The following is a 25229-nucleotide window of genomic DNA, read 5'->3' as shown; positions in this document are numbered from 1 at the left end:
GCTGGGCACCCGTTTTAGCACGATGGCGCCCATCCGCGAAAGCTGCCATATGGATCGTCGTGTCGTCATCACCGGGCTGGGCCTGGTGTCACCGCTGGGTTGCCATGTAGAGCTGGCCTGGCAGCGCTTGCTGGCGGGCCAGTCGGGCGTGCGTGCGCTGGCTGCCGAGGTCGGTGAAGGCACTGGCGTCACCGTCGCTGGCCGCGTACCCAGCTTGCAAGAAGATCCGCAGGCCGGCTGGAGCGCCGAGGCCATCATCGCCGCCAAAGAGCTGCGCCGCATGGACCGCTTTATCGCCTTTGCGCTGGGCGCCGCAGACCAGGCGCTGGCGCATGCGCAGTGGGGCCAAGCCAGTGCCGAGCAGTTGGAGCGCGCCGCCACCGTCATCGGCTCCGGCGTGGGCGGCTTCAGCACCATCACCGACGCGGTACGCACCACCGATGGCAAAGGTCCGCAGCGCCTCTCGCCCTTCACCGTGCCGGCCTTTCTGGCCAACCTGGCTGCCGGGCAGGTCTCCATCCGCCACCAGCTCAAAGGCCCGCTGGGCGCGCCGGTCACCGCCTGTGCCGCCAGCATCCAGGCGATTGGCGATGCCGCACGCTTGATCCGCAACAACGAGGCCGACATGGCACTGTGCGGCGGCAGCGAAGCCACGATTGACCGTGTGGCGCTGGGCAGCTTTGCCGCCGCCAAGGCCGTCGCTACCGGTGGCGAGGACCATCCCGGCCAGGTGTCCCGGCCTTTTGACATGGCGCGCGAAGGTTTTGTGATGGCCGAAGGCGCAGGCCTTCTGGTGCTGGAGGCCTTGGACCATGCGCTGGCGCGCGGCGCCACACCGCTGGCCGAAGTCGTCGGCTATGGCACCTCGGCCGATGCCTACCATGTCACCTCCGGCCCCGAGGACGGATCCGGTGCCGCCCGCTCCATGCGCGCCGCCTTGCGCCAGGCGCAACTCCAACCAGGAGATATCCAGCACCTCAATGCGCATGCCACCTCCACCCCGGTCGGTGATCGGGGCGAGCTCGCCGCCATCCGCCAGGTGTTTGGTGCCGGCACGGGCCCCTCCATCACCGCCACCAAGTCAGCCCTGGGGCATATGCTGGGCGCCGCCGGCGGGGCGGCTGCCATCTTTACCGTCCTGGCCTTGCGCGACCAGATGGCACCGCCTGTGCTCAATCTGGACAACCCTGACCCCTTGGCCGACGGTCTGGATCTGATTCGCGGCAGTGCGCGGGCGCATGCGATCGAGCATGCGATGCTCAATGGGTTTGGGTTTGGGGGGGTGAATGCTTCGTTGGTGTTGAAGCGGTTTTCAGCTTAGGCCCCTGGTCCTCTATGGCTGGCGGATGTCTCAGCTTGATCAGCTGGGCTTCATCGCCTTTGTAGCCATAAACGTCGGCATCACATTCTCCACCACAAAGCGCGGATGGGGCTGCCAGTCCTCATGGAAGCCGGTGAGCACCAAGCCCGCATCCAGCTGGCCGCCAATCTGGTCTGCTAGCGTATGGCCAAACACCAGGGCTTCACCGCGTTCGCGTTTGGCGGCCAGCTCATCTGCAGACAAGTGCGCGAGATCGGAATAAGGCAGACGGCGGTTGGGGCGCACGAGCCCCTGAGCCGTCAAGGCCGGGTCGCGGTCGGCCACAAAGACCACCGGGTTCCAAAAGCTCGATAGCAGCTCGCCTTGCGGCGCCAGCACGCGCGCGCATTCGCGCCAGACCGGGCGCACGTCGGGGATATAGAGGTTGGAGATGGGGTGGAAGATGACGTCAAAGCTGGCATCGGCAAAGACGGAGAGATCACGCATATCGCCCTGCACACAGCGCAGGTCCAGGCCCTCTCTGGCGGCGACCTTGCGGTCCTGGTCCAGCTGCCCTTCGGAGAAATCGAACACCGTCACATCCGCGCCCGCTGCCGCCAGGATGGGGGCTTGCTGCCCGCCTCCGGCTGCCAGACACAGAATGCGCCGACCGCGCACCTGCTCCAACCACCCTGCGGGCAAGGGCCCGGGCGTGAGGCGGGCCGCGCTCCAGTTGCCCGCACGGGCGTTTGCAATCTCTTCAGCGCTGACCGGGGCCGACCAGGCGCAGCCTTGCGCGGCTTGGCGGTTCCAGGCGGCTTGGTTATGGGTGAGTAGATCGATGGGATCTGTCATGGAGTCCTTGTGGTGCCCGGCTTCCGTAACCGGTCCGGGTATACGGGCAGTTGGTGTTGATGCGGTTTGGAGTTGATCGGCGCCCCCGCCATTTCAAGCAGCCGTCAACCGGGTCTCTCGCTCAAATGTCATAGGCATAGCTGCACCGCAACTCAGCCCCTTTCAGCACGGCTTTAAAAGGCTCCGGAGCCTCTTGGATTGTGGCCACAAAGCTGGCGTTGAGCTTGCCGCCGCCCATGCTGCCCTTGTACTTGATGCTCTTGGGCTGGGCCTGGAGCTGCAGCCTGTTGGCACCAGCTAGGGCCACATCCAACTTGAAGATGCCACGGCGAAAATCCGTGCGCTCAGTGGCCTCCGCCTGCGGCGACGCCAAGCCCAAGTTTTGCGCACCGTAATAGAGTTGGAGATCGACATCCACGATGGAGGCTGGAATAGCGCCCACCAGGCTTATCACCTGCCCGGCATGGCTGCCGCTGCAGTTCAGTTGTGCGGTATTGGCACCGGCGATGGCCTGGCCGGTGAGTGCGAATGGCAACACCAGGGCGCAGAGCAGCAAGCATTTTTTCATCGGTTCTCCTTCAGGAGCAGGACAGGGGTTGCGCAGCATGGGCTGCATCAGATCGGCGGCATCGATAGGTCCATCTGGGCCTGGTTCATCGCGGTGCCCTCCACCTGGTCATAGATTGTCGTCGGCCTATATTCATGGATGCAACTGGCGACCAGCAAGCCGGCAACGGCACCATGCGCGCTGTTATATCCGTTTGCTGGTAGCCTGCGAGGGCAGGCAGAATCTCTGCCAGCCCCACCTCGGCCATCGTGCCATTTCTAAAAAGTGATCTCTCTATGACCAGCCCGCTGTACACCGCCTCCATTCCCGTCATGCAGCAGATGTTGCGTGCCCTGTCAGAGGTGCTCAAGAAGGCCGAAGACCATGCGGCGCAACGCAACATCGATCCCAACGCGCTGCTGCAGGCACGGCTGTTTCCCGACATGTTTCCGCTCGTCCGCCAGGTGCAGATCGCCTCGGACTTCTCCAAGGGCATTGCCTCCCGCCTCGCAGGTGCCGAAGTGCCATCCTGGCCCGACACGGAGACCAGCTTCGCCGACCTGCAAGCCCTGATCGCCAAGGCGCTGGCCCATCTCGAATCCTTCCCAGCCGCGCAATTCGACCACAGCGAAAGCCGCGACATCGTATTGCGCCCCGGCACGCCCAAGGAAAAGAAGCTGACCGCCACTGCCTATCTCCTGCACTATGGGCTGCCACAGTTCTTCTTCCATGTGACCACTGCCTATGCGATCCTGCGCCACAACGGCGTGGAGATTGGCAAGCGCGACTATATGGGTGCGTATTGACGTCCGGTGGACCCTCAGGGCTGTGCCACATGGCAGCCGTTCCCTGCTCCAGCACCGCTTTCAGGTAAATACCGGCTTTGTCTGCACCCTGTGCCCGCATAAAGATCACCATGTACACACTCAGCACGGGCGCTTCTGCGCTGCTCATCGGGGCAGCGTTCAGCGCTGCCGCCGCCGTGGCCCATATGGCCTGTATCGTCATCGGCCCGAAAGCCTATCGGTTCATGGGCGCAGGGGAGCGCATGGCCCGAGCGGCTGAAGCCCGGCAACTCCGGCCTACCCTGGTGACGCTTTCCATAGCGGGCGTGCTTTTGATCTGGGCCGTCTTTGCGCTTTCTGGCGCAGGTGTTCTCCGGCAACGGCTTCCGCTCACCCAATGGGTGTTGGTTGCTGTGAGCATTGTATTCATGGCCCGATCTGTCGCATCTCCCCTTCTCAAGGCGAAGTTTCCAGAGAACTCAACCGCGTTTTGGATAGTCTCGTCCGGCCTTTGCGGCTTGATCGGTCTGCTCCATGCCTATGGCACCTGGTCACTCTGGTCCACTTTCTGAGCACCAGGCTTCAAAGCCACGGATACTTGCCGGGGCCTGCACAATGCCTTGTCCAGACACTGGGCAGTGGGCTGCCATTCGCCCGTTCGGCCAGAGGTAGACTCTCCAGGGGCCAGGGCCCATGCGCGGATGCGCCGCATCCCGATGCAACCCACCGGGATGGGCGCCCCACCCACCATTTGCCTGGAAATGGTCCACCCCCTGGAGGTATCCTTTGCCCAACTGGCTCTGAGGTTCCAGAGAATTCAAGATAGCGAAAGCGTTTATGCCATTTGTGCCCGCCTTATGCCCCTCCTGCTCGGGGACACTCCAAGTACCCGACGATCACGACGTCGTCAAATGCATGTACTGCGGCGTCGATGTGGTGGTGAGGCAAGCGATCCGATTGATCTCTGGCAGTGCGTCCACTTTCATGGAGCTCGCAGATGTCGCTTTGACGGCAGGAAATTTTTCAGAAGCCTATGGCTATTACACCAAGGTGCTGGAGATCGAGCCACGCAATGCGGCGGCCTGGTATGGCAAGGGGAAGGCAGCGGGCGCGCTGGGCAATAGAAACTTTCAACACCTGAAAGAAATGCAGGTCGCCTTTGCGCAGGCCATCAAGTTATCCCCCGCCGACAAGCGGGAAGACATGAAACTGGCCGCCGCACAGGATATGGCAAGCATTGGTGCCACGAATTACCAGATGGCATATTCCATCATCACAAAGCTTGCCGCTGCCCCTGGTGCATGGGCCAGCCATTTGGTGCTGTGCCGGGAGATCATTTCACTCCTTGAGACCGCACACACGTACAAGCCCCAGGACAGCCAGATCCTGAAAAATATTGTCCAGATATGCAATGACAATATTACCGGCATCAAATTCAAAGACCCCGCCAATGACAACGCCGTAACCGTCAAACACCTCGATGACCAATACGAGAAAGAACTCCGGTCCATCTTTGATCTGTATGCCGCAAAACTCGTGGCACTGGAGCCAGGCTATCAGCTCCCGTACCCGAGAAGAAAATCGCTGCATTGCTTCGTGATCACCGCCACGATGGGGAGCGTGCAACACCCGAATGTCATTTTCCTGCGCGCCTTCCGGGACAAGATGCTGGTCCGCACGGTGCTGGGCAAGGCGTTCATTCGGTGGTATTACCGCCATGGCCCCAGGATCGCGCAACACATCGAAGGCTCTCGCTGGGCACGGTCGGCCGCCTATGCGTTCATCGTTGTGCCCGCTGTGGCGATCGCCAGGATGATGACCTGGGCCGACAGACATTTGCGATGACCACGATGGACCGCATCAGCGCCGGTCAGGCTGCGCTGCCCTGTCAGCCCCGTCGCGGCGATCGATGCCATGGAGGGGCCCTGGGTCAAGCCGGTGCCAGGCGTCCCCGGAGAGGGGCTATTTGGTGGACACGCGCAGCAACCGCAGCCCATTGAACACCACCAGCAAGCTCGCCCCCATATCGGCAAACACCGCCATCCACATCGAGGCATTGCCAAACACCGCCAGCGCGAAGAACACCACTTTGATGCCCAGCGCGAAGATGATGTTCTGCCACAGGATGGCGTAGGTGCGTTGGGACAGTTGCACGGTTTCCGGCACGCTGCGCAGGTCGTCGTTCATGATGAGGATGTCGGCGGCCTCCTTGGCGATGTCGGTGCCGGCGCCACCCATCGAGAAGCCGATCGACGCGGCGGCCAGGCTGGGGGAATCGTTGACGCCATCGCCCACCATGCCGGCCGGCTGCTGGGCCACCAGGCCGTTGATGACCTGGAGCTTGTCCTCGGGCAGCAGATTGGCCTTGACCTCGTCGATGCCCACCTGCGCGGCAATGGCGCGGGCGGTGGCTTCGTTGTCGCCGGTCAGCATCACCGTGCGGATGCCCAGGGCCTTCAGCTCGGCAATCGCCTGCTTGCTCGATTCCTTGGTGGTGTCGGCCACCGCGAACAGCCCCAGCACGCCTTGCGCGCTGGCCAGCACCGAGACGGTCTGCCCCTGCTCTTCCATCGCCAGCATCAGCGCCTCCACCTCGGCAGAGCACTGGCCGCGCTCGTGGATCCAGCGGTGGTTGCCCAGCACATAGCTCTGCCCGGCGATATCGCCCTTGACGCCCCGGCCCAGCTCGGCGGCAAAGTTATCTACCTCCAGCGCCTCGCCATCGATACCGGCGGCGACTGCCTTGGAGACGGGATGGTCCGAGCGCGCGGCCAGGCTCTTGGCAATGCGCTCTATCTGCCGGGCATCGGTGCTGGTCGACAGCATGCGGGTCTGCACCAGCCGAGGGGTGCCGGCGGTGATGGTGCCGGTCTTGTCCAGCGCCACGACGCGCAGCTTGCGCGCCTCTTCCAGATAGGCGCCGCCCTTGACCAGAATGCCTCGGCGGGCCGCTGCCGACAGGCCGCTGACAACGGTCACCGGCGTGGAGATCACCAGCGCGCAAGGGCAGGCGATGACCAGCAGCACCAGCGCCTTGTAGATCGCCGTCAGCCAGGGCCAGCCCAGCATCAGCGGGGGCAGCACCGCGACTGCGACCGCCAGCACAAAGACGGCGGGGGTGTAGATGCGGGCAAAGCTGTCCACAAAACGCTGGGTGGGCGCACGCTGGCCCTGGGCCTGCTCCACCGCATGGATGATGCGGGCCAGCACCGTGTCGGTCGAGCGTTTGCTGACCTCGAACTCCAGCGAGCCGCTTTGGTTGATAGTGCCGGCAAACACCGGGTCGCCCGGCGCCTTGTCCACCGGAATGCTCTCGCCGGTGACGGAGGACTGGTCCACCGCGCTTTGGCCGCTGGTCACCACGCCATCCAGCGCAAAGCGCTCACCGGGCTTGACCCGCGCCAGGGTGCCGACCGCCACTGTCTTGGCGTCCTGGACCTGCCAGCTGCCGTCGGCCTGCCGGGCCTCGATCTGCGGCGGCGACAGCGCCAGCAGCTGGGCAATCGCATTGCGCGCGCGGTCCACCGAGCGCGCCTCGATCAACTCGGCCAGCGAGTACAGCGCCATCACCATGGCCGCCTCGGGCCACTGGCCGATCGCAAAGGCGCCGATCACCGCCACGCTCATCAGTGCATTGATGCCCAGCTGGCCGCGCAGCAACGCCGACAGGCCTTTCTTGAACACGCCCAGGCCCGACAGCGCAATCGCCAGCGCGGCGACGGCCATGCCGACCATGCGCCAGACCGAGGTTTCGGGGGTCAGCAGGTGCAGCAGCTCTGCGGTGGCTGCCACCACCAAGGCCGCAATCAGGCGGTAGAGCTCCACACGCTGCGCCTTCTGCACATCGGCAGCGGCGGGGGGCGCCGACAGCGTCTCGGTGGCAAAGCCTGCGGACTGGATCTTCTCCGTCACTGCGGCCCATTGCTGCGGGTCGGCCTCCACCCGCAAGGTGCGGGCAGGCAGGTCAAACTGCAGCAGCTTGACGCCCGCCGCGCCTTCCAGAATCTGGCGGATCTGCCCCTCTTCCACGGGGCAGTCCATCGCGGGAATGCGCAGCAGCAAGGCACCGTCATCGGCCTTCAAGGCCGAGCTGGCCTGGGCGGCAGGGCCCAGATCGGGGGTGCAGCAATCGGTATGTGCATGCGCCGCAGCCGTTGCTGCAGGGGAATGCGAATGCGCATGGTCGTGACCATGGCTGTGATCGTGATCGTTGTCTTCGTCATGGCTGTGGCCATGCCCGTTGGCGGCCACTGCGGCGGCCTGGTGGTCTTTGCCAGCGCAGCAGGATGCTGCAGCATGGCCATCGGAATGGCGTTGCGCGGTGTCGGAATGGGCAGTCATGGGCTTGGAATTCGTTGGGGTCATAGAGCGTGCTCCCTGTTGCTTCGATTAAAAACCCTGTAGTAACTACAATGTCAAGCCTAAATCGCTAGACTCCGTATGGACATGAGGGCAATGACATGAAAATCGGTGAACTGGCCACGGCCTCTGCAACACCCGTGGAAACCATCCGCTACTACGAGCGCGAAGGCCTGCTGCCGCAGCCCACGCGCACCGCCAGCAACTACCGCGTCTATGAGGCGCAACACCTGGAGCGCCTGCAGTTCATCCGCAATTGCCGGGGGCTGCAGATGTCGCTGGACGAAGTGCGCGAGCTGCTGCGCTACAAAGATGAACCCGCCCAGGACTGCGCCGAAACCGTCGACAAGCTGATCGAAGCGCATATCGGCCATGTCGCGCTGCGCATCCAGGAGCTGCGCGGGCTGGAGGCGCAGCTGATCGCCCTGCGTGACCGCTGCCGGGGCACCCAGGACGTGGAGCACTGCGGCATCCTCGCCGGCCTGGCCGAGACGCCAGCGGCGCCGGCGGTCAAACAGCATCTGCATGTGCGCTAGGCACGGGTTCGCTGTTTAGGCCCTTGGGCGCAAAAAAAGGTGGCGCACTGCGCCACCTTCCAGAGCCACGCGGTGTTCAGCCACGGAACATTTGCAGGCGGGCCTTTCTCTCGGCCGGCGTCTCGCTGCTGTACTCGTCCATCACCTGCTGGCGCGTCTTGCCGGGACCGGAAGCAGCAGGTGCAGGCGGGTAGTTGCTGCTGCGCAAGGCGTTGGGTCCGCGCTTTTGCAGCGCCTCTACCGTCTCCGCCTGCACCTGCGCGCGGCTCTTGCCCGGCTGGGCATGCTCGGGGTAGAGCTCGTAGCCCTTTTCCGTGGGTGCCGAGTGCAAGGTCGCGCTGGCCGATGCGCTGTTCAGCATGCCCAGCGACAGGGCTGCGAAAGCCAGGGACAACAGGGTGGAGGTAGGTGCTTTTTGCATGGTTGCATTGCCTTTCATGAGGGTGGGAATACGCTCGCTGCGGCTGCATGCGAGATGGCTCCATTGTTGAAAAAACACGCTGACCAAAGCCCCACAGCAAGATGACATTGCTGCAATGCGCGGGCTGCACCAACCGCAGATAAAACAAAGCCATGGCTGGTGGCTAGGCCATGGCTTGGTTGTCAGTGAGATGAAGTGGCTCAGGCCGCAGCGGGCCTGTCAGCGCCCTCTTTGCTATCCAATTCGTCCTCCGACGGATCGCGCCGATGTACCAGGCGGTACAGCAGCGGCAGCACCAGCAAGGTCAACACCGTGGATGACAAAATGCCGCCAATCACTACAGTGGCCAGCGGCCGCTGCACCTCGGCACCCGTGCCGGTTGCAATGGCCATCGGCACAAAGCCCAGTGACGCGACCAGGGCCGTCATCAGCACCGGCCGCAGGCGCGACAGCGCCCCGGTGTGCACGGCATCGGGAACGGCCAGCCCACCCTCGCGCAGCGCGCGGATCGACGAGATCATCACCAGGCCGTTCAACACGGCCACGCCGGACAACGCAATAAAGCCGATCGCTGCCGAGATCGACAGCGGAATACCGCGCAGCCACAGCGCCAGAATGCCGCCGGTCAGCGCAAACGGAATGCCGGTAAAGACGATCAGGCCATCGCGCACGTTGTTGAACATCGCAAACAGCAACGTGAACACCAGCAGCAGCGCGACGGGCACGACAATCTGCAGCCGCTGCTGGGCGGACTGCAGGTTCTCGAAGGTGCCGCCCCAGCGCGTCCAGTAGCCACTGGGCAAGGCCATCGCACCCAGGTCCTGCTGCGCCTGCTCGACGAAGGAACCGATATCGCGGCCGCGCACATTGGCGCTCACGACAATGCGGCGCTTGCCATCCTCCCGGCTGACCTGGTTGGGACCGGGCGACAGCGCAAAGCTGGCCACCGCCGACAAGGGCACAAAGCCCAGACGGCTGCCCTCCTGCTGCGGCAGCGCAATGGGCAGGCGCTCCAGTGCGGCCAGGTCGCTGCGCAGCGCTTCGGGCAGGCGCACCTGTATGTCAAAGCGCCGGTCACCTTCAAACACCGTGCCGGCCTCCTGGCCGCCCACCGCCGTGGCAATGGTCTGCTGCACATCGCCCATGTTCAGGCCATAGCGCGATGCCTTCTCGCGGTCCACCTGCACCGTCAGCATTGGCAGGCCCGTGGTCTGCTCCACCTTCACCTCGGAGGCGCCGGGCACCTTCTGCAGCATCGCGGCAATCGATTGGGCAGTACGCTCCAGCACCTGCATGTCATCGCCAAACACCTTCACTGCCACATCGCTGCGCACGCCCGATATCAGCTCGTTGAAGCGCAGCTGAATTGGTTGAGAGAACTCGTAGTTGCTGCCCGGTATCGCCTCGACCACCTCCTGCACCTGGGCGAGCAGGTCCTCGCGGCTGCGCTGCGGGTCAGGCCACTGCGCACGCGGCTTGAGCATGATGTAGCCATCCGAGATATTGGGCGGCATCGGGTCCGAGGCGATCTCGGCCGTGCCGGTGCGGGCAAACACACGCTCGATCTCGGGCACCTGGTCCTTGAGCGCGCGCTCGATCTGCATCTGCATCTCCAGCGATTGCGTCAGGCTCGTGCCCGGCACCCGCAGCGCCTGGATCGCAAAGTCGCCCTCGTTCAGATTCGGTGCAAACTCGCTGCCCAGGCGCGATGCCAGCAGCAGGCTCAGGGCCACCGAGACGACGGCTGCCGTCAGCACCACCACCGGCATGCGCATCACCCGCGCCAGCAAGGGCTGGTAGGCCTTGCGCGCCCAGGTCATCAGGCGGTTTTCCTTCTCGCCTACCTTCGCCCCGATGAACAGCGCAATCGCTGCCGGGATGAAGGTGATGGACAGCAGCATCGCGCCCGCCAGCGCCAGCACCACGGTCAGCGCCATCGGGTGGAACATCTTGCCCTCCACCCCCGTCAGCGCAAAGATCGGCAGGTAGACCACCATGATGATCAGCTGCCCGAACAGCAGCGGCCGGCGCGCTTCCTTGGCGGCCGCAAACACCTCATGGAAGCGCTCGCTGCGCGACAGCGGGCTGCCCTTGCGCTCCTGCGCATGCGCCAGGCGCCGCACGCAGTTCTCCACAATCACCACCGCCCCGTCGATGATGATGCCGAAGTCCAGCGCGCCCAGGCTCATCAGGTTGGCGCTGATGCCGAACTTCACCATGCCGGTGAAGGTGAACAGCATCGACAGCGGAATGATGAGCGCCGTGATCAGCGCAGCGCGGATATTGCCCAGGAACAGAAACAGCACCACCACCACCAGCGCCGCGCCTTCGACCAGGTTTTTCTTCACCGTGGCAATGGCTTTTTCCACCAAGGTGGTGCGGTCGTAGACGGTCACGATCTTCACCCCCTCGGGCAGGGTCTTGCGGATCGACTCCATGCGCGCATCCACCGCCTTGGAGACCACGCGGCTGTTCTCCCCGATCAGCATGAACACGGTGCCCAGCACCACCTCGCGGCCGTTGTCGGTGGCCGCGCCCGTGCGCAGCTCGCGGCCCAGGCTTACCTCGGCCAGATCGCGCACGCGCACCGGCTGGCCCTGGGTACTGCCCACGATCACCTCCTGGATATCGGCAATGCCCTGGACCTGACCGGGCGCGCGGATCAGGTACTGCTCGCCTTCGCGCTCGATATAGCCGGCGCCTACATTGGTGTTGTTGCTCTGCAGCGCCGCCACCAGCTTGTCCATCGAGATGCCATAGGACGCGAGCTTGTCCGGCCGGGGTGCCACCAGGTACTCCTTGGCAAAGCCGCCGATGGAGTTGATCTCGGTCACACCGGGCACATTGCGCAGCTGGGGCTTGATGACCCAGTCCTGGATCTCGCGCAGGTCCATCGGCGTGTAGAGGCTGCCATCGGCCTTCCTGGCGCCCTCCTCGGCCTCCACCGTCCACAGGTAGATTTCGCCCAGGCCGGTGGAGATGGGGCCGATGCTCGGTGCAATCCCGGGCGGCAATTTCTCACGCGCCTCCTGAATGCGCTCATTGACCAGCTGGCGCGCAAAGTAGATGTCGGTGCCATCCTTGAAGATCACCGTGACCTGCGATAGCCCATAGCGCGACAGCGAACGCGTCTGCTCCAGGTGCGGCAGGCCGGCCATCACGGTCTCGATGGGGTAGGTGATGCGTTGCTCGGTCTCCAGCGGCGAATAGCCCGGCGCCTGGGTGTTGATCTGTACCTGCACATTGGTGATGTCAGGCACCGCATCGATGGACAGGCGCTGGTAGCTGAAAACGCCCAGTGCAGCCATGGCGAAAACCGCCAGGATGACCAGCCAGCGCTGCTCGATGGAAAAACGGATGATGCGCTCAAACATGCGGACTCCCGATCAATGCGCGTGCTCGGCGGATGCCTTGCCCAGCTCGGCCCGCAGCAGGAAGGAGCCCTCCTTGACATAGCGCTGCCCCGCCTTCAGGCCCGATGTCACCTCGGTGGTCTTGACGTCCGTCGCGCCCAGCTGCACCACCTGGGCCTGGTAGCCGCCCTCGGCCGGCACAAACACCACGCTTTCCTTGCCGTCCGGCCGCTGGATGGCCTTGGCGTCCACCGCCACGGCGACCGGCGACTCGCCCGCCAGCACCTGCACATCAACAAACAGGCCCGGCCGCCACACCCCCTGCGGGTTGGCCAGCGCCACGCGCGCCGGCGCCGTGCGGGTTTGCGCGCCAATCAACGCACCCACATAGGCAATCCGGCCTTCGGCCTGGGAGTCAAAGGCCGTGGCACGCACGACCACCGGCGCGCCCATGCGCACATCGGGCAGCTGCGGCGCGGCCACGCTGATCTCTGCCCAGACCGAGCGCAGGTCCGAGACGGTGAAAGAGGCTGTGCTGTCGGTCACCGATTCGCCCACGGTCAGGTGCTTCTCGACGACCATGCCGGCCAGCGGCGCGCGCAGCTCATAGCGGCTCGATCCGCCCGTGCCCGCGCCAATCGCGGACAGCTTTTGCGCGGCATTGGCCACCGCAATCTCGGCCTCCTGCAGCGCTTGCTGGGCCGCCTGGTAATCCTGCTCGGCAGAGATGCGCTCCTGCCACAGCTGCTTTTCGCGCTCGTGGTTGCGCTTGGCAAAGGCCAGCCGCCGCTGCGCCGTTTGCAGCTCGCTGCGCTGGTCAGACACCGCCGGGCTCTGGATCACCGCCAGCAGCTGCCCCTTGGCCACCTGCTCGCCCAGCTGGGCATGGACCGAGGCCACCACCCCCGCCACCCTGGGCACCACATGGGCCGTGCGGTCTTCGTCAAAGCGGATCTCACCGGGCAGCAGCACCTGCTTCCTGATTGACGCCGGCCCTGCCTGGTCCACCACCACACCGGCCGCCTTGGCCTGCGTGGCACTCAGCTTGACCAGGCCCTCGCCCGCTTCCTCGCCTTCTGCATGGCCGCCTTCCGCAGCGCCATGCGCATGCTTGCGGCCAGCCTCGGCCTTGTCGTCATGGTGTTCACCATCGCCATGCTGGCCTGCCTCCTGGTGCGCATCGGCTTGCCCGCCGGCTTTTGCACCGGTTTTGGCAGCTGCTTCACCATGGTGCTCGCCATCCTGGTGGGATGGCGCATCGGCATGGCCTGATGCCGGTGCAGCGGCTGCGCTGCCGGAGCCCCGCAACAAATAGGCGCCACCGGCCACACCAACGGCCGCAATCAGCGCCGCTGCAATCCACTGTTTGGACGAGGTCAGCGAGCTATCGAATCTGGTTTTCTCGGACATGGGTTCAGACTCCTGGAGCGGCCGCCAGCGCTGGCGTGCCAAAGATGCGTTCAATCTCCGCACGGGCGCGGTGCGATGCCATCAGCTGGTCCAGCAGCTGGCGCCGGCTGTCAAACAGGCTGCGCTGGGCGTCCAGCACGTCCAGAAAGCTGAACTTGCCCAGCGAAAAACCGCGCACGGCCAGCTCATAGGCCGACTGCGCGGTGGGAATCACCTGGCTTTGCAGCAGCGCCACCTGCTGGTTGCTGCTGATCCACTGCTGGCGGGCGGCAAACACCTGGGCCTGCAGTTGCAGGCGCTGGTCCTGCAGCTGCTGCTCGGCCTGGTCCACCTTGCGCAGGGCCTGCAGCTGGTTGCCGGCATTGCGGTCAAACAGTGGCAACGGGATGCTGACGCCGACAAACACCTGGTTGCGCCCGACATCGCGGGCGCGCTTGACGCCCAGGCTCACCGTCGGGTCCTGCACGCGCTTGCTGCGCTCCACCGCCGATGCGGCCTGGCTTTGCGCCAGCGCGCGCTGGGCCAGCACCATCGCGGGTGCCTCGTCCAGCCGTTGGTCCAGCTGCTCGGCGGTCGGCGCCGCCGTGGTGGTCAAAAAATCGCCGCTGGCCAGGCCCAGCTCGGCGCCGCGCCCGCCCCAGAGCGCGGCCAGGTTGTGCTGCGCCACGCGCGTCAAGGCGCGGGCCTGCTCCAGCTCCATTGCGGCATTGGCCTGCGCCACCTGGGCACGGCTGGCTTCCAGCGGTGGCACCTTGCCCGCCTGCACCCGTTTGTTGGCGGCGTCCAGCGCCTGCGTTGCCAGCGCATGGGTCTGGCTCGCAAAATCCACCCGCTGCTGGGCCAGCAGCAGCTCGTTGAAGTTGATGAGCAGCTGGTAGCGCAAGGCCGCCAGTGCGGCCGTTACACCCGCCTCTGCCGCCGCCTTCTCGCTGTCTGCCAGCTGCATGCGTGCCTCGCGCTTGCCACCCAGCTCGATCCGCTGGTTGATCTGCACGGTATTGGTTCGGGTCTCGGGCCGGGTGTCTTCGATGTTGACCGCCAGCTCCGGGTTGGGTCGCGCCTGGCTTTGCATCACCAGACCGTCGGCGGCCGCGGCGCCATGGCGGGCCGCCTGCAAGCCCGGGTTGGCGGCCAGCGCCTTGTCCCAGGCGGCAGCCAGCGTGATCGCTGGGGTGGTCTGCGCCGCCACGCCTGCCTGGCTTTGTGCATCGGCCTGGGCATGAGCGGGCGGCAGCCAGCTGCTGGCCAGCGCTGCGCTCAGCAACCAGGCGGGCCATGCCGGGCGTGGGGGACGGGTGCCGGCCCGGGTGGGGGCTGGCTGCGGGGTGGTCATAGCGGCTTCTCCTATGGTTGCGGGCCGCGCACAGCCAGGCGTTGGCGGCGCCCGGCGCAAGGGAGCGGCAGACACCGCAGGCCCCCGGTGCAGGCGGTATCCGTATGCGATGCCAGCGACTGTAGAAAGCGGCGACGAACACCAGGCAGACAGGAAGATGACAAATTTGTAATCCGCGCCCGCGTGCGCCATCAGGGACAATGGCAGCCATGAGACTGCTGCTGATTGAAGACGAAGCCAAGCTCGGCGAGTACCTTCGCAAAGGTCTGGCCGAGGAGAGCTACACCGTCGATGTCGCCACCAACGGCATCGATGGCCTGCATCTGGCGATGGAGCTGAACTACGACCTGATCGTGCTCGATGGCATGCTCCCCGGCATCGATGGCTTTGCGGTGCTGGCAGCGCTGCGCCAGTCCAAATCCACCCCGGTGCTGATGCTGACGGCCCGCAGCGATGTGCAGGACCGGGTACGCGGCTTGCAAAGCGGGGCCGATGACTACCTGATCAAGCCCTTCGCGTTTTCCGAGCTGGTGGCCCGCATCCAGGTGCTGCTGCGCCGCGCGCAGGCCCACCCCGCGTCGCCTGAGCCCACCGTGCTGCGCCAGGCCGATCTGGAGCTGGACCTGATCCGCCGCAAGGCCGTGCGCGCCGGCGTGCGGCTCGATCTGACGGCCAAGGAATTCAACCTGCTGGCCATGCTGCTGCGCCGCCAGGGCGAGGTGCTCTCGCGCACCGAGCTGGCCTCGCAGGTCTGGGACATGAACTTTGACAGCGAGACCAATGTGGTCGAAGTCGCGGTGCGACGCCTGCGCATGAAGGTCGACCAGCCGTTTGCCTCGCCGCTGATCCACACGGTGCGCGGCATGGGCTATGTGCTGGAGAGCCGGGCTCCGCCATGAGCCCAGCGCCCGCCATACCGCACCTGGGGCGCCGGCTCTCGCGCTGGATGGCCTTGCTGTCCATGCTGGGCCTGGGCGCCGTCAGCCTGGTCGTGTTTCTGGTGTTCGACAACACGTTGACGGCCCGCCAAAAGGAGATGCTCGACCAAAAACAGCAATCGCTGATGCATGTGCTGCGCGATGACAGCACGGCCCACCGTGACAAGGCGTTAGACCACCTGCTCACCGATTTTCTCGCCGGTCACGGCGACTACGCGATACGCGTCGTGGACAACCAAGGCCATGTGCTGTTTGACAGCATCCCGGCGGACTGGAGCAGCCACCACACGCTGCGCCGCAATTTTGCGGTCACCATCACCGCACCCCAGTACCACCCGGCGCGCGCGGCCACCGCCACCTTGGTGATGGACCTGCGCCCTGACCAAGCCTTGCTGCATGGCCTGGGCGGGACCTTGTTTGCCGCGATGGTCGCGGGCTCCTTGCTGCTGGCGCTGTTTGGCGGCCTGCTGGTGCAGCGCAGCTTGCAGCCCATCGAGTCGCTGGTCTCGCAGATCAGCCTGCTGTCGGCGCGCGATTTCGAGCGCCGACTGGACGGCAGCGGTCTGCCCCAGGAGTTGCAGCCCATCGTCACGCAGTTCAATGCCTTGCTGGACCGCCTGGCCGACGCCTACCGCCAGCTCGAAGCCTTCAACGCCGATGTGGCCCATGAGCTCAACACCCCGCTGGCCACATTGATCTCCAGCACCGAGGTGGTCTTGCGCAAACCGCGCTCGGTCGAGGAGTTGCGGGAGGTCCTGGCATCGCACCTGGAGGACCTGGGCCGCATGGCCGCGATGGTGGGCGACATGCTGTTTCTGTCGCGCGCCGACCAGGGCGTGGGCGCGCGCGAGACCGGTGTTGTCAGCCTGGCCGCCGTGGCCCAGGATGTGGTCGAGTTCTACGAGGCGGTTGCGCTGGATGCCGACCTGCAGCTGGCGGTGAGCGGCGATGCCCAGGCCCAGGTCGATGCGCCGCTGGTGCGCCGCGCGCTGTCCAACCTGCTGAGCAATGCCACCCGCTATGCGCTGGCGGGCTCGGCCATCCGCATCGACATACGCACGCGCTGGCAGCATGAGCATGCCCATGCGGTCATCACCGTCTCCAACACCGGGCCCGACATCGCACCCGAACATCTGCGCCACCTGTTCGATCGCTTCTACCGCGCCGATGCCTCGCGCCACAACCCGGAGCGCAACCACGGCCTGGGCCTGGCCATTGTCAAAGCCATCGCGACGATGCATGGCGGCTCGGTCTTTGCGCAGTCGCAGGGCGGGGAAACGACATTTGGGCTGATCCTGCCGGTGGCAGCGCTGCATTGACGGCGGCGGGCGCTACCAGCGCCGCGCTGTTGTATGTCCCACCCCCAAAACCAGCAAGGCAAGCGCTGCGCCCATCAGCACCAGTTTGACGGTGTAGGGTGGCCGCCTGCTGGGCGGGTCCCCGTCAGCTGGCGCCGCTCTAGCACTTGAGCCGGGCAATACGCCACGCAAGCCCTGGTCGCTGGTACCTGTAAAACCGGTGGCGCGGTGGCTCCACGAGGTGGATGAAACGAGGCCGGTGGGAAGCACCACCACATCCGGGAGCCCGGATACAGGTCCATATGCAACGCGCCCCTGCATCCAGCGCATACCAGAAGGGATGGGAGACCTGCTTAAACGCAGCGCCGGGCGTATTTTGCAATCAACCACGGCCAACACCACAGAGGATGAAACTGCTGATCTCCCGCGCCCTTGCTCCAAACACCGCAGTGCACAGGGCAAAGAATGCGCTGCGGACCCATCCGGCACCCGCTGCGCAGCTGCCGGCTGCATGCCTGTGAACAGAAAAATGGCCGCGGCCGGCAGTTTGGCAAAAAACAGTGGGCTTTTCATGGCTTTCTCCTTGAGAAGGTCTGCCTATTCCCTGACCTTATGCTGACGTGCGCATGCCAGCTCAGGACTTTCGGGACAGATATTGGATAACCGCGTTTGGAACCATTCACCGGCATGCGCATGGCCGGTATATGTTTCGAGACAGAAAAACAAGGACAAATTTGTCACTATGCGCGGACCGACACGTCTGCCTCGGTACCAAATCGCCGATAATTTTCGGCTTTGCTTGCGAGAGCCCACTATGCGCCTGCCAAGCCGCAAAGAAAAATATTTAATCCAAATTTTATTATTAACCACACCAATAAATAAGCAGCAACCAACGCCACGCTAAATCCCGCCGGGCAAAATAATCCCCAGGGATCCCATTATTTTCGCCCCCTGTTTCTGCAAACTTTCTCACCGGGCCTGTCAGCGCCATAGCCCATTCCGGTGACAAAGAAACAGAAATAGCAAAATCCCACAATCGAAAATTTCTTTATCGTGGACGGGCCTGGCATCGGCATCCGCGCAGCCGCAGCAATGCCGCGTGCAGACGGCGGCAGACATGCCCGTACAGGCACGCGCAGCGGATGGACGATCCAGACTTGCGCATATAATTAGCCACCTTACTATTAGCCACCACCATGCAACTCGCCCAAAAGTACAACGCCCTGCTGGACGAAGCCCAGCGGCGCGGCATGCCCGATGTGGCAGGGATCCGCCTCTGCTTCCAGACGCTCACGCTGGCAGCAGACATTGACCGCGACTGCGCCCGCCTGCTGGCGCCCCACGGCTTGTCGGAAGGGCGCTTTGTGCTGCTGTTCCTGCTCGACGCAGCGCCCGATGGACTGGCCCCCAACACCCTGGCCGAGCGTGCGGGCGTAACCCGGGCCACCGTCACCGGCCTGCTCGATGGCCTGGAGCGCGAAGGCCTGGCGGCCCGCCATGCCGAGGCCGGCGACCGCCGCGCGCTGCGCATACGGCTTACCGGCAAAGGCCAGCAGGTGGCGCAACAGGTGTTTGCGCAGCACAGCCGCTGGATCGCAGGGTTGTACGCTGGTCTGTCGGCCAGCGAGCGCCAGCAGCTGGCCCAGCTGCTGGACAAGGTGGCCCGCAACCTGGGCCCGCCAGCGCCATGAGCAGCCCACGCAAAGGCGCCAGCCGCGCCGCTGATATCCCCTCCGATGTGCTGCAAGCGCTGTCCAACGGCGAGATCGCCACGGCCACCCTGGCTGAATGCACGGCGCTCAACCAGGCGCAGCTGCTGCGCACAGTCTTTCCAGATCTCTCTGCCCAGACCTTGCAGCAGGCGGATACCGCTTGTGCGCTGGGCATTCTCAAGCGCATGGGCCGCATGGGCGAGCTGCTGCTGGATGCGCTGGGCCCCGAGGGCATCGCGCATTGCCGCGTGCACCCGGCAGACACCGTGCGCGGCTGGGCCTGCTTTATGGTCGGTGCCCAAGCGGGACTGGCCCTGCCGGCACGCCTGGCTGCCATCCAAAGCCTGGCGGACGACGGGCATTTTGGCGTGCGCGAATGGGCCTGGATGGCCTTGCGCCCGCATCTGGCCAGCGATCTGGACCAAGCCATCGCGCAGCTGATGCCGTGGACGGCATTGCCGTCCGACAAACTGCGCCGCTTTGCCTGCGAGGCGCTGCGCCCACGCGGCGTCTGGTGCGCGCACATCAGCGCGCTCAAAAAAGCACCTGCGCAGGCCCTGCCACTGCTGCAGGCGCTGCGTGCCGACCCCTCTGTCTATGTGCAGGATTCCGTCGCCAACTGGCTCAACGATGCGGCCAAGGACCAGCCCGACTGGGTGCGCCGGCTCTGCAACCAGTGGCTGGGCGATGCGCCATTGCCCAGCACCGAACGCATCTGCCAACGCGCGCTGCGCAGCTTGGCCTGAAGGAAGACCAACCCCAGCCCCATCAACTGCGCTGCCTGCGGCGCAGTGCCCACATCCCCAGCAGCGTCAATGCCGCCCCCATCAACGCCAGCTTGCTGCTGTCCAGCGCAGGTACTCGCTCTGGCTGCTTGACGATGAGCTCATCCGGAGCGTGGCAGACCAGCGATGCGGTAGCGGGCGTATTGGTCTGTCCGGTCGGCGAGAGAAAATCGCTGCCTGGTGTGATGGTGTTGGTGACCGAAGGGCTGCTGCGGCATGCCTGAACACCCGCATCAGTATTGGGCCAGGTTACTGGTACGGTGATAGCGCAGCCACCGGGAGGCACGGTAAAGCCGGTGTAATCGATGACGTTGCCACCCTCGCCAGCGCCAAGGCTGCCTTTTATACAGGTGTTGCTGATGGCGCCCCCAGCGATGGTGTAGGCAGATTGTTGGCCAGGGTCAGGTTGTTGAAGTCATGGGGTGTGACGTTGAGCAAGCTGATGGTCAAGGTCGCGCCGTTGTCGCCCGTCCCCAAGTGGAGGTCAGACTTGTCAAAACTGGCGCTGACTTCGGGCACACCGCAAGCACCGGTTGCCGAAGTGGCTGCGTCGAGGAATGCGGGGGCGATCTTGCCTTGGTATTGAGCCCAAACATTCTCGAAAAAGAAGAAGGTATCCATCATCACAAACACACAGGCACCTAGGCCACCATTGGACTGCGCTTTAGGAATCGTGAGGCCATAGACCATGTTGCTCGACCCTAATTGAGCGACTTGAGGGATACTCATTGTGCCGCTGTACAGTACATTTAGCTGAGGAACCGAGTCGATTAAGGTAAAGCGGCCACCTTGCTGAATCCCTACGCTCTCAAACGCAAGGGCATAGGGCGAGTCAGGATTTAAGGAAATCTCACTTCCAACTTCGGAGATTCCTCTCGAAAATTCCGACATTGTTCCGGTATTCAAGGCGCCTATCATTACATCTATATTGCCTTCGAGGCTGGCTTCATCACAACATCCATCGACAAAGAAAACCATGGCTTCCGCCCAACGATTGGCCAAGGCTTGCTCCAGCACCTGCCAGTTGGATGGATCGATGATTCTATTGGCGTTTGCAACAATCACCATATCGTAGGGGCCCGTTGGCGTGTTGAAGGTCTCCGCTGAAATAGCGTCGGGATGGCCTAGCACTGACAGCCTCGTGATTTCTTCGGGATTCGCCAGTACCGATGCAAACTCGTTTTGCAGGTTGTCATAAGCAGCGTCCACCTCTGCTAACTCGTCGGATGTACTGGCCGCATTGGTGGTAAGCAACAGAATCTTTTGCGCCACCGCCTGTGATACAGAACCACCGAGCAAGAAGGCAGACAACAGCAGCCTGCTTAGAAATATGCCACTTTTCATCGATAACTCCTTTGAAAATGAATTTACTACCTTGCACGGTAGCCCGTATGCAGACCTGGCAAATACCTGGGGCCGAAGTCAAAAGACCGGATTGCCGATATGCGATTACCCTTTCCATTTCCATCACCAGCATTTCCCAAGGCTGCCAACTACTATGCAGACATTCATTTCAAATGAAAAATACTCCAAACAGCTTAGATCATTAAACGATTGAATAAATAAAAGCCAGCTGAGTCATTACCCACTTCAAAAACACAGCACCCCGTGTTTTACAAAGCTCGCTTTAGTCATCACCTTACAAAATGACAGCAACCATGCAGCAACTACCGCCTTTTAAAAATTACGAAAAATGTAAAAACCAACAACCGCCCCCAAACGCTGACGTGACCGAAGAACCTCTTATAGACGGCGTTGGTGACTGACAAGGTCTGCGGCATACTTGGCAGCCTGCATCGGGACCAAGCCCCCGTGCAACCACCACAGATAATCGTGAAGCCGCTGTTGCTGGCAGCTTTGGCGCCCACTGCGGCGCTCAGGCTGCCGCCCATTCAGTTATTGCTGACACAGCCAGCGCCCAACAAAAAGGCTGCTCCCCTTTCAGAAAAGCAGCCCTGCAGCAGGCATCAAGCCACGGCAAAACCTCAGCTGTAAGCTTGGCTGTCCTTGTCCGTAATCGCACGCAGCACCCGCGCCGGATTGCCCGCGCTGACCACCCCTTCGGGCACATCCTTGGTGACAATGGCGCCGGCCGCAATCACGCTGCCCGCACCGATGCTGACGCCGGGCAGCACCTGCACGCCGGCGCCAATCCAGACGTTGTCGCCGATGGTGATGGGCAGGGCAAACTCCAGGCCCTGGTTGCGCCGTCCGGCATCGAGCGGGTGGCCGGAGGTGTAGAGCCCGACATTGGGCGCGATGAAGACGTTGTTGCCGATGCGGACCTTGGCGGCATCGAGGATGACCAGGTTCACATTGGTGTAGAAGTGGTCGCCGATCTCGATGTTGAAGCCGTAGTCACAGAGAAACGGGCCATCGAACACGGGGTTGCGGCCCAGCTTGCCCAGCAGGCCGCGCAAGACCGCTTCGCGCTCGGCACGCCGGTGGGCGCCAATCTGCTGGAAGGCAAACAGCTTTTCCTTGGCTGCATCGCGCAGCTGCAGCACGCTGGGGTCATAGTTGGCGTCGTACAGCAGGCCGGCAGCGGCTTTTTCCATCTCGGTCATCGTGTCTTTCGTCCTCTTGGTGGCAAAGGGACTGAGTCTAGCTGCCTCTTGGCTGGCGCCAGATGACCTGGCTGAGGATGGGCTTCAACCGCCCGCCGCCACAGCGGCCGGCGTGATGCGCAGCGGGATCGTCACCGGGCCGTCGTTCATCAAGTAGACCTTCATGTCCGCGCCAAAACGGCCGGTCGCCACCTCGGGGTGCAGCGTACGGGCCTGCGCCACCACATAGTCGTACAGGCGCTCGCCATCGGCCGGGGGCGCGGCCTGGGTAAAGCTGGGGCGGTTGCCGCCCCTGGTGTCTGCCGCCAACGTGAACTGGCTCACGATCAGCAGGCCACCGGCCACATCGACGACGCTCTTGTTCATCTTGCCGGCCTCGTCCTGGAAGATGCGCAGCTTGAGCATCTTGGCCAACCACTTGTCGGCGTCTGCCTGGCTGTCGCCGCGCTCGGCACAGACCAGGGCCAGCAGGCCATGGCCGATCTGGCCGATCACCTGGCCATCCACTTCGACACGCGCTTCGCGCACCCGTTGCAATACGCTGATCATGGGAGATTCTTGCTTCCGGAAAGGCGGCAGGCGCAAACGCTGCAGCCGGGGTTCAGGGTTCAGGGGCTGGGCGCATCGCCATGGCGCTGCACAGCCTCGGTCTGGGTTTGCACGCCCAGCGGCAGCACTTCCATGCTGATGCGTGCCTGCGGCAGCTCCTGCAGCAGCGCGGCTTCAAGCTGCATGCGCAGCTGGGTGGCGTGGGCCAGGCTCCAGTCGCCGGGCATGTGCAGGTGCATGTCGATAAAGTGCAGCGCGCCGGCGCGGCGGGTGCTGAGCTTGTCGCAGTGCACGGCGCCGCCGGTTTGCGCCTCGAAGGCGCGCACGCAGCGCTCGATCTTGGCAAGGGTCTCGGCGTCGATGGATTCGTCCATCAAACCCTGCGACGAGCGCCAGACCAGCTGACCGCCCTCTTTGAAGATATGCAAGGCCACCGCAATGCCCAGCACCGCATCCAGCCAATGCCAGCCGGTCAGCATCGCCAGCAGCAAGCCGCCGACCACACCGGCCGAGGTCCAGACATCGGTCATCAGGTGGCGGCCATCGCCTTCCAGCGCCATGGACTGGTGCTCGCGCGCTGCGCGCAGCATGACCCAGGCCAGCCCACCATTGAGCGCCGTGCTGAGCATCGACAGCGCAATGCCCCAGCCAAGCTGCTCCAGCGGCTGGGGGTGGAGCAGGCGGTCCACCGAGGCCCAGACGATGGCCATCGCCGCGCCAAAGATCAGCAGGCCCTCAAAGCCGGCCGAGAAGTACTCCGCCTTGGTGTGGCCATAGGGGTGGCCCTCGTCAGCCGGGCGCTTGGCGATGGTCACCATGCCCAGCGCAAACAGGGCGCCCACCAGGTTGACCAGCGATTCCAGCGCATCGGACAACAAGCCCACCGAGCCGCTGACGGCCCAGGCACTGGTCTTGAGGGCAATCGTGGCAATGGCCACCACCACCGAGATGCGCAGCAGGTTCTCGGGCGTGGTCCAGCGGCTATGGGCTGCGGCGGATAAGGCAGGTTTCATGGCGGCGGGGTGTGGCCTGGTTTACAGCAGGCGGGCCTTGACGGACTTGCCCTTGACCCGGCCGCTGTTGAGGCGGTCCACCGCCTTGTGGGCGATGTCGCGGCTGACGGCCACATAGGTCGAGAAGTCGTTCACATTGATCTTGCCAATCTGCTCCTTGGCATAGCCAAAGTCGCGTGTCATGGCGCCCAGCACGTCACCGGCACGGATCTTTTCCTTGCGCCCGCCAATGATCTGGATCGTGCGCATCGCCGGGACCATGGGCTGGCTGGAGGCGGGGGTCAGCTCGCTCAGTGGATGCCATTGCGACTCGCGCCCCTGCAGCACTTCGATCTTGCCGACCGAGCCCATCTCGTCCATGCTGGCCAGGCTCAGCGCCAGACCTTCGGCATCGCCCCGGCCGGTGCGGCCAATGCGGTGGATATGGACTTCCGGATCGGGCGTGGTGTCCACATTGATGACGGCAGCCAGGTTGGCAATGTCCAGCCCGCGCGCGGCCACATCGGTGGCCACCAGCACGCTGCAGCTGCGGTTGGCAAACTGCACCAGCACTTCGTCACGCTCGCGCTGCTCCAGCTCGCCAAACAACGCCAATGCGCTCACGCCCTGGGCCTGCAGCACCTCGACCAGGTCACGGCACTGCTGCTTGGTGTTGCAAAAGGCGATGGACGACTCGGGCCGGAAATGCGCCAGCAGCTGCGATACGGCATGCAGGCGCTCGGATTCCTTGACCTCGTACCAGCGCTGCTCGATCTTGTGTGCGCTGTGCTGCGAGGCGACCTTGACGGTCTGCGGATCGCGCATGAAACGCTCGGCCAGCTGGGCAATGCCCTCGGGGTAGGTGGCCGAGAACAGCAGGGTCTGGCGCTCGGCCGGGCACTGGCTGGCAACGGTGACGATATCGCCATAAAAGCCCATGTCGAGCATGCGATCGGCCTCGTCGAGCACCAGCGTGTTGAGGGCGGCCAGGTCGATCACGTTGCGCTCCATCAGATCCATCACCCGGCCCGGGGTGCCGACGATGATGTGAGCGCCGTTCTCCAGGCTGGCAATCTGGTTGCGCGAAGGCACACCGCCGTAGACGGTGACGACCTTGATGTTCTCTTCGGCGCGCGCCAGGCGGCGGATTTCGGTGGCGACTTGGTCGGCCAGCTCACGGGTGGGGCAGAGCACCAGCGATTGCACCGCAAACCAGCGCGGGTTCAGGCGGGCGAGCAGGGCCAGGCCAAAGGCGGCCGTCTTGCCGCTGCCGGTGCTGGCCTGGGCGATGACATCCTTGCCTTGCAGCGCAAAGGGCAGGCTGGCCGCCTGGATTGCCGTCATCTGCGTATAGCCCAGCTGCTGCAGATTGGCCTGCATGGTCTGGCCCAGCGGCAGTTGGCTAAAGGAGGCGGCGTCCGCTGCGTTGGCGGGGGTGTTTGTTGCGTTCATGCCGCGATTATCCCGCGCCCGGGCCAGCGGCCGCCAA

The 25229-nt window shown here is 64.1% G+C and carries 22 protein-coding genes; 10 read left to right on the top strand and 12 right to left on the bottom strand.

Features of this window, described 5'->3' with window-relative positions:
• The first annotated feature begins 49 nt into the window (after nucleotides 1-49).
• Nucleotides 50-1321: a beta-ketoacyl-[acyl-carrier-protein] synthase II gene (locus tag ACCQ08_RS16005; RefSeq protein WP_373450355.1), complete on the top strand. Its 1272-nt coding sequence runs from the start codon at nucleotides 50-52 to the stop codon at nucleotides 1319-1321.
• A gap of 39 nt (nucleotides 1322-1360) precedes the next feature.
• Here ACCQ08_RS16005 and ACCQ08_RS16000 read toward each other — a convergent pair whose 3' ends face one another.
• Both ACCQ08_RS16000 and ACCQ08_RS15995 read right to left on the bottom strand, forming a co-directional pair.
• Entirely contained in the window at nucleotides 1361-2155 is a 795-nt protein-coding gene (locus tag ACCQ08_RS16000; protein WP_373450354.1) for a class I SAM-dependent methyltransferase, read from the bottom strand.
• Between the two features lie 121 nt (nucleotides 2156-2276).
• The gene (locus ACCQ08_RS15995) at nucleotides 2277-2762 is read right to left on the bottom strand and encodes a hypothetical protein (RefSeq protein ID WP_373450353.1); all 486 of its coding nucleotides are present in this window, start codon (nucleotides 2760-2762) and stop codon (nucleotides 2277-2279) included.
• A gap of 236 nt (nucleotides 2763-2998) precedes the next feature.
• Here ACCQ08_RS15995 and ACCQ08_RS15990 point away from each other — a divergent pair, with 236 nt between their 5' ends.
• The 3 genes from ACCQ08_RS15990 to ACCQ08_RS15980 all read left to right on the top strand — a co-directional run bounded on the left by ACCQ08_RS15990 (nucleotide 2999) and on the right by ACCQ08_RS15980 (nucleotide 5332).
• Nucleotides 2999-3508: a DUF1993 domain-containing protein gene (locus tag ACCQ08_RS15990; protein ID WP_312411433.1), complete on the top strand. Its 510-nt coding sequence runs from the start codon at nucleotides 2999-3001 to the stop codon at nucleotides 3506-3508.
• A 110-nt stretch (nucleotides 3509-3618) separates the two neighbouring features.
• A complete protein-coding gene (locus ACCQ08_RS15985) occupies nucleotides 3619-4059 on the top strand; it encodes a hypothetical protein (protein ID WP_373450352.1) in 441 nt (146 codons plus the stop codon).
• A 412-nt stretch (nucleotides 4060-4471) separates the two neighbouring features.
• Nucleotides 4472-5332 (top strand): tetratricopeptide repeat protein, encoded by an 861-nt coding sequence (locus tag ACCQ08_RS15980; protein WP_373450351.1) that lies wholly within the window; start codon nucleotides 4472-4474, stop codon nucleotides 5330-5332.
• A gap of 117 nt (nucleotides 5333-5449) precedes the next feature.
• Here the strand turns inward: ACCQ08_RS15980 and ACCQ08_RS15975 are convergent, their stop codons facing one another.
• Nucleotides 5450-7828, bottom strand: coding sequence for a heavy metal translocating P-type ATPase (locus ACCQ08_RS15975; RefSeq protein ID WP_373450350.1), 2379 nt, complete (start codon nucleotides 7826-7828; stop codon nucleotides 5450-5452).
• A 119-nt stretch (nucleotides 7829-7947) separates the two neighbouring features.
• Here ACCQ08_RS15975 and cadR point away from each other — a divergent pair, with 119 nt between their 5' ends.
• Complete coding sequence (cadR, locus tag ACCQ08_RS15970; RefSeq protein ID WP_312411437.1) at nucleotides 7948-8382, top strand: Cd(II)/Pb(II)-responsive transcriptional regulator; 435 nt, start codon at nucleotides 7948-7950, stop codon at nucleotides 8380-8382.
• 76 nt (nucleotides 8383-8458) lie between these two features.
• On the opposite strand, the gene ACCQ08_RS15965 is transcribed toward cadR, so the two are convergent.
• From ACCQ08_RS15965 to ACCQ08_RS15950, 4 genes are all read right to left on the bottom strand, one after another.
• Nucleotides 8459-8803 carry a DUF4148 domain-containing protein gene (locus tag ACCQ08_RS15965; protein WP_369459600.1) on the bottom strand — a complete coding sequence of 115 codons (345 nt, stop codon included), beginning with the start codon at nucleotides 8801-8803 and terminating at the stop codon, nucleotides 8459-8461.
• Between the two features lie 200 nt (nucleotides 8804-9003).
• The gene (locus ACCQ08_RS15960; RefSeq protein WP_373450349.1) at nucleotides 9004-12177 is read right to left on the bottom strand and encodes a CusA/CzcA family heavy metal efflux RND transporter; all 3174 of its coding nucleotides are present in this window, start codon (nucleotides 12175-12177) and stop codon (nucleotides 9004-9006) included.
• Nucleotides 12178-12189: 12 nt separating this feature from the next.
• On the bottom strand, nucleotides 12190-13566 hold the full coding sequence (locus tag ACCQ08_RS15955; protein ID WP_373450348.1) for an efflux RND transporter periplasmic adaptor subunit: 1377 nt from the start codon (nucleotides 13564-13566) through the stop codon (nucleotides 12190-12192).
• Between the two features lie 4 nt (nucleotides 13567-13570).
• Nucleotides 13571-14899 carry a TolC family protein gene (locus tag ACCQ08_RS15950; protein WP_373450347.1) on the bottom strand — a complete coding sequence of 443 codons (1329 nt, stop codon included), beginning with the start codon at nucleotides 14897-14899 and terminating at the stop codon, nucleotides 13571-13573.
• 209 nt (nucleotides 14900-15108) lie between these two features.
• Between ACCQ08_RS15950 and ACCQ08_RS15945 the strand changes: the two genes are divergently transcribed.
• The 5 genes from ACCQ08_RS15945 to ACCQ08_RS15925 all read left to right on the top strand — a co-directional run bounded on the left by ACCQ08_RS15945 (nucleotide 15109) and on the right by ACCQ08_RS15925 (nucleotide 19856).
• Complete coding sequence (locus tag ACCQ08_RS15945) at nucleotides 15109-15798, top strand: heavy metal response regulator transcription factor (protein ID WP_239809659.1); 690 nt, start codon at nucleotides 15109-15111, stop codon at nucleotides 15796-15798.
• Nucleotides 15795-17156, top strand: coding sequence for a heavy metal sensor histidine kinase (locus ACCQ08_RS15940; RefSeq protein WP_312450592.1), 1362 nt, complete (start codon nucleotides 15795-15797; stop codon nucleotides 17154-17156). Before ACCQ08_RS15945 ends, ACCQ08_RS15940 begins: the two co-directional genes overlap by 4 nt.
• A gap of 1175 nt (nucleotides 17157-18331) precedes the next feature.
• Complete coding sequence (locus tag ACCQ08_RS15935; RefSeq protein ID WP_373450346.1) at nucleotides 18332-18826, top strand: MarR family winged helix-turn-helix transcriptional regulator; 495 nt, start codon at nucleotides 18332-18334, stop codon at nucleotides 18824-18826.
• Nucleotides 18823-19593: a DNA alkylation repair protein gene (locus tag ACCQ08_RS15930; RefSeq protein WP_373450345.1), complete on the top strand. Its 771-nt coding sequence runs from the start codon at nucleotides 18823-18825 to the stop codon at nucleotides 19591-19593. The genes ACCQ08_RS15935 and ACCQ08_RS15930 overlap by 4 nt, the downstream gene beginning before the upstream one ends.
• A 134-nt stretch (nucleotides 19594-19727) precedes the next feature.
• Nucleotides 19728-19856, top strand: a complete 129-nt coding sequence (locus ACCQ08_RS15925) for a hypothetical protein (protein WP_373450344.1) — start codon at nucleotides 19728-19730, stop codon at nucleotides 19854-19856.
• A gap of 118 nt (nucleotides 19857-19974) precedes the next feature.
• On the opposite strand, the gene ACCQ08_RS15920 is transcribed toward ACCQ08_RS15925, so the two are convergent.
• The 5 genes from ACCQ08_RS15920 to dbpA form a co-directional block, all read right to left on the bottom strand.
• Nucleotides 19975-20976 carry a hypothetical protein gene (locus ACCQ08_RS15920; RefSeq protein ID WP_373450343.1) on the bottom strand — a complete coding sequence of 334 codons (1002 nt, stop codon included), beginning with the start codon at nucleotides 20974-20976 and terminating at the stop codon, nucleotides 19975-19977.
• A 641-nt stretch (nucleotides 20977-21617) separates the two neighbouring features.
• Nucleotides 21618-22199, bottom strand: coding sequence for a sugar O-acetyltransferase (locus ACCQ08_RS15915; protein WP_369459590.1), 582 nt, complete (start codon nucleotides 22197-22199; stop codon nucleotides 21618-21620).
• Between the two features lie 84 nt (nucleotides 22200-22283).
• The gene (gene dtd / locus ACCQ08_RS15910) at nucleotides 22284-22748 is read right to left on the bottom strand and encodes a D-aminoacyl-tRNA deacylase (protein ID WP_373450342.1); all 465 of its coding nucleotides are present in this window, start codon (nucleotides 22746-22748) and stop codon (nucleotides 22284-22286) included.
• Nucleotides 22749-22807: 59 nt separating this feature from the next.
• Nucleotides 22808-23761 carry a cation diffusion facilitator family transporter gene (locus tag ACCQ08_RS15905; protein WP_373450341.1) on the bottom strand — a complete coding sequence of 318 codons (954 nt, stop codon included), beginning with the start codon at nucleotides 23759-23761 and terminating at the stop codon, nucleotides 22808-22810.
• Nucleotides 23762-23782: 21 nt separating this feature from the next.
• Nucleotides 23783-25192, bottom strand: coding sequence for an ATP-dependent RNA helicase DbpA (gene dbpA / locus ACCQ08_RS15900; RefSeq protein WP_313335488.1), 1410 nt, complete (start codon nucleotides 25190-25192; stop codon nucleotides 23783-23785).
• Between the last annotated feature and the right edge of the window lie 37 nt (nucleotides 25193-25229).

Source organism: Comamonas sp. SY3 (assembly GCF_041730275.1).
In the GTDB taxonomy this organism is placed as follows: Bacteria; Pseudomonadota; Gammaproteobacteria; order Burkholderiales; family Burkholderiaceae_C; genus Comamonas; species Comamonas sediminis.
The sequence above is the reverse complement of the archived record's forward strand: the minus strand, read 5'-3'. Positions and strand labels throughout refer to the sequence as shown.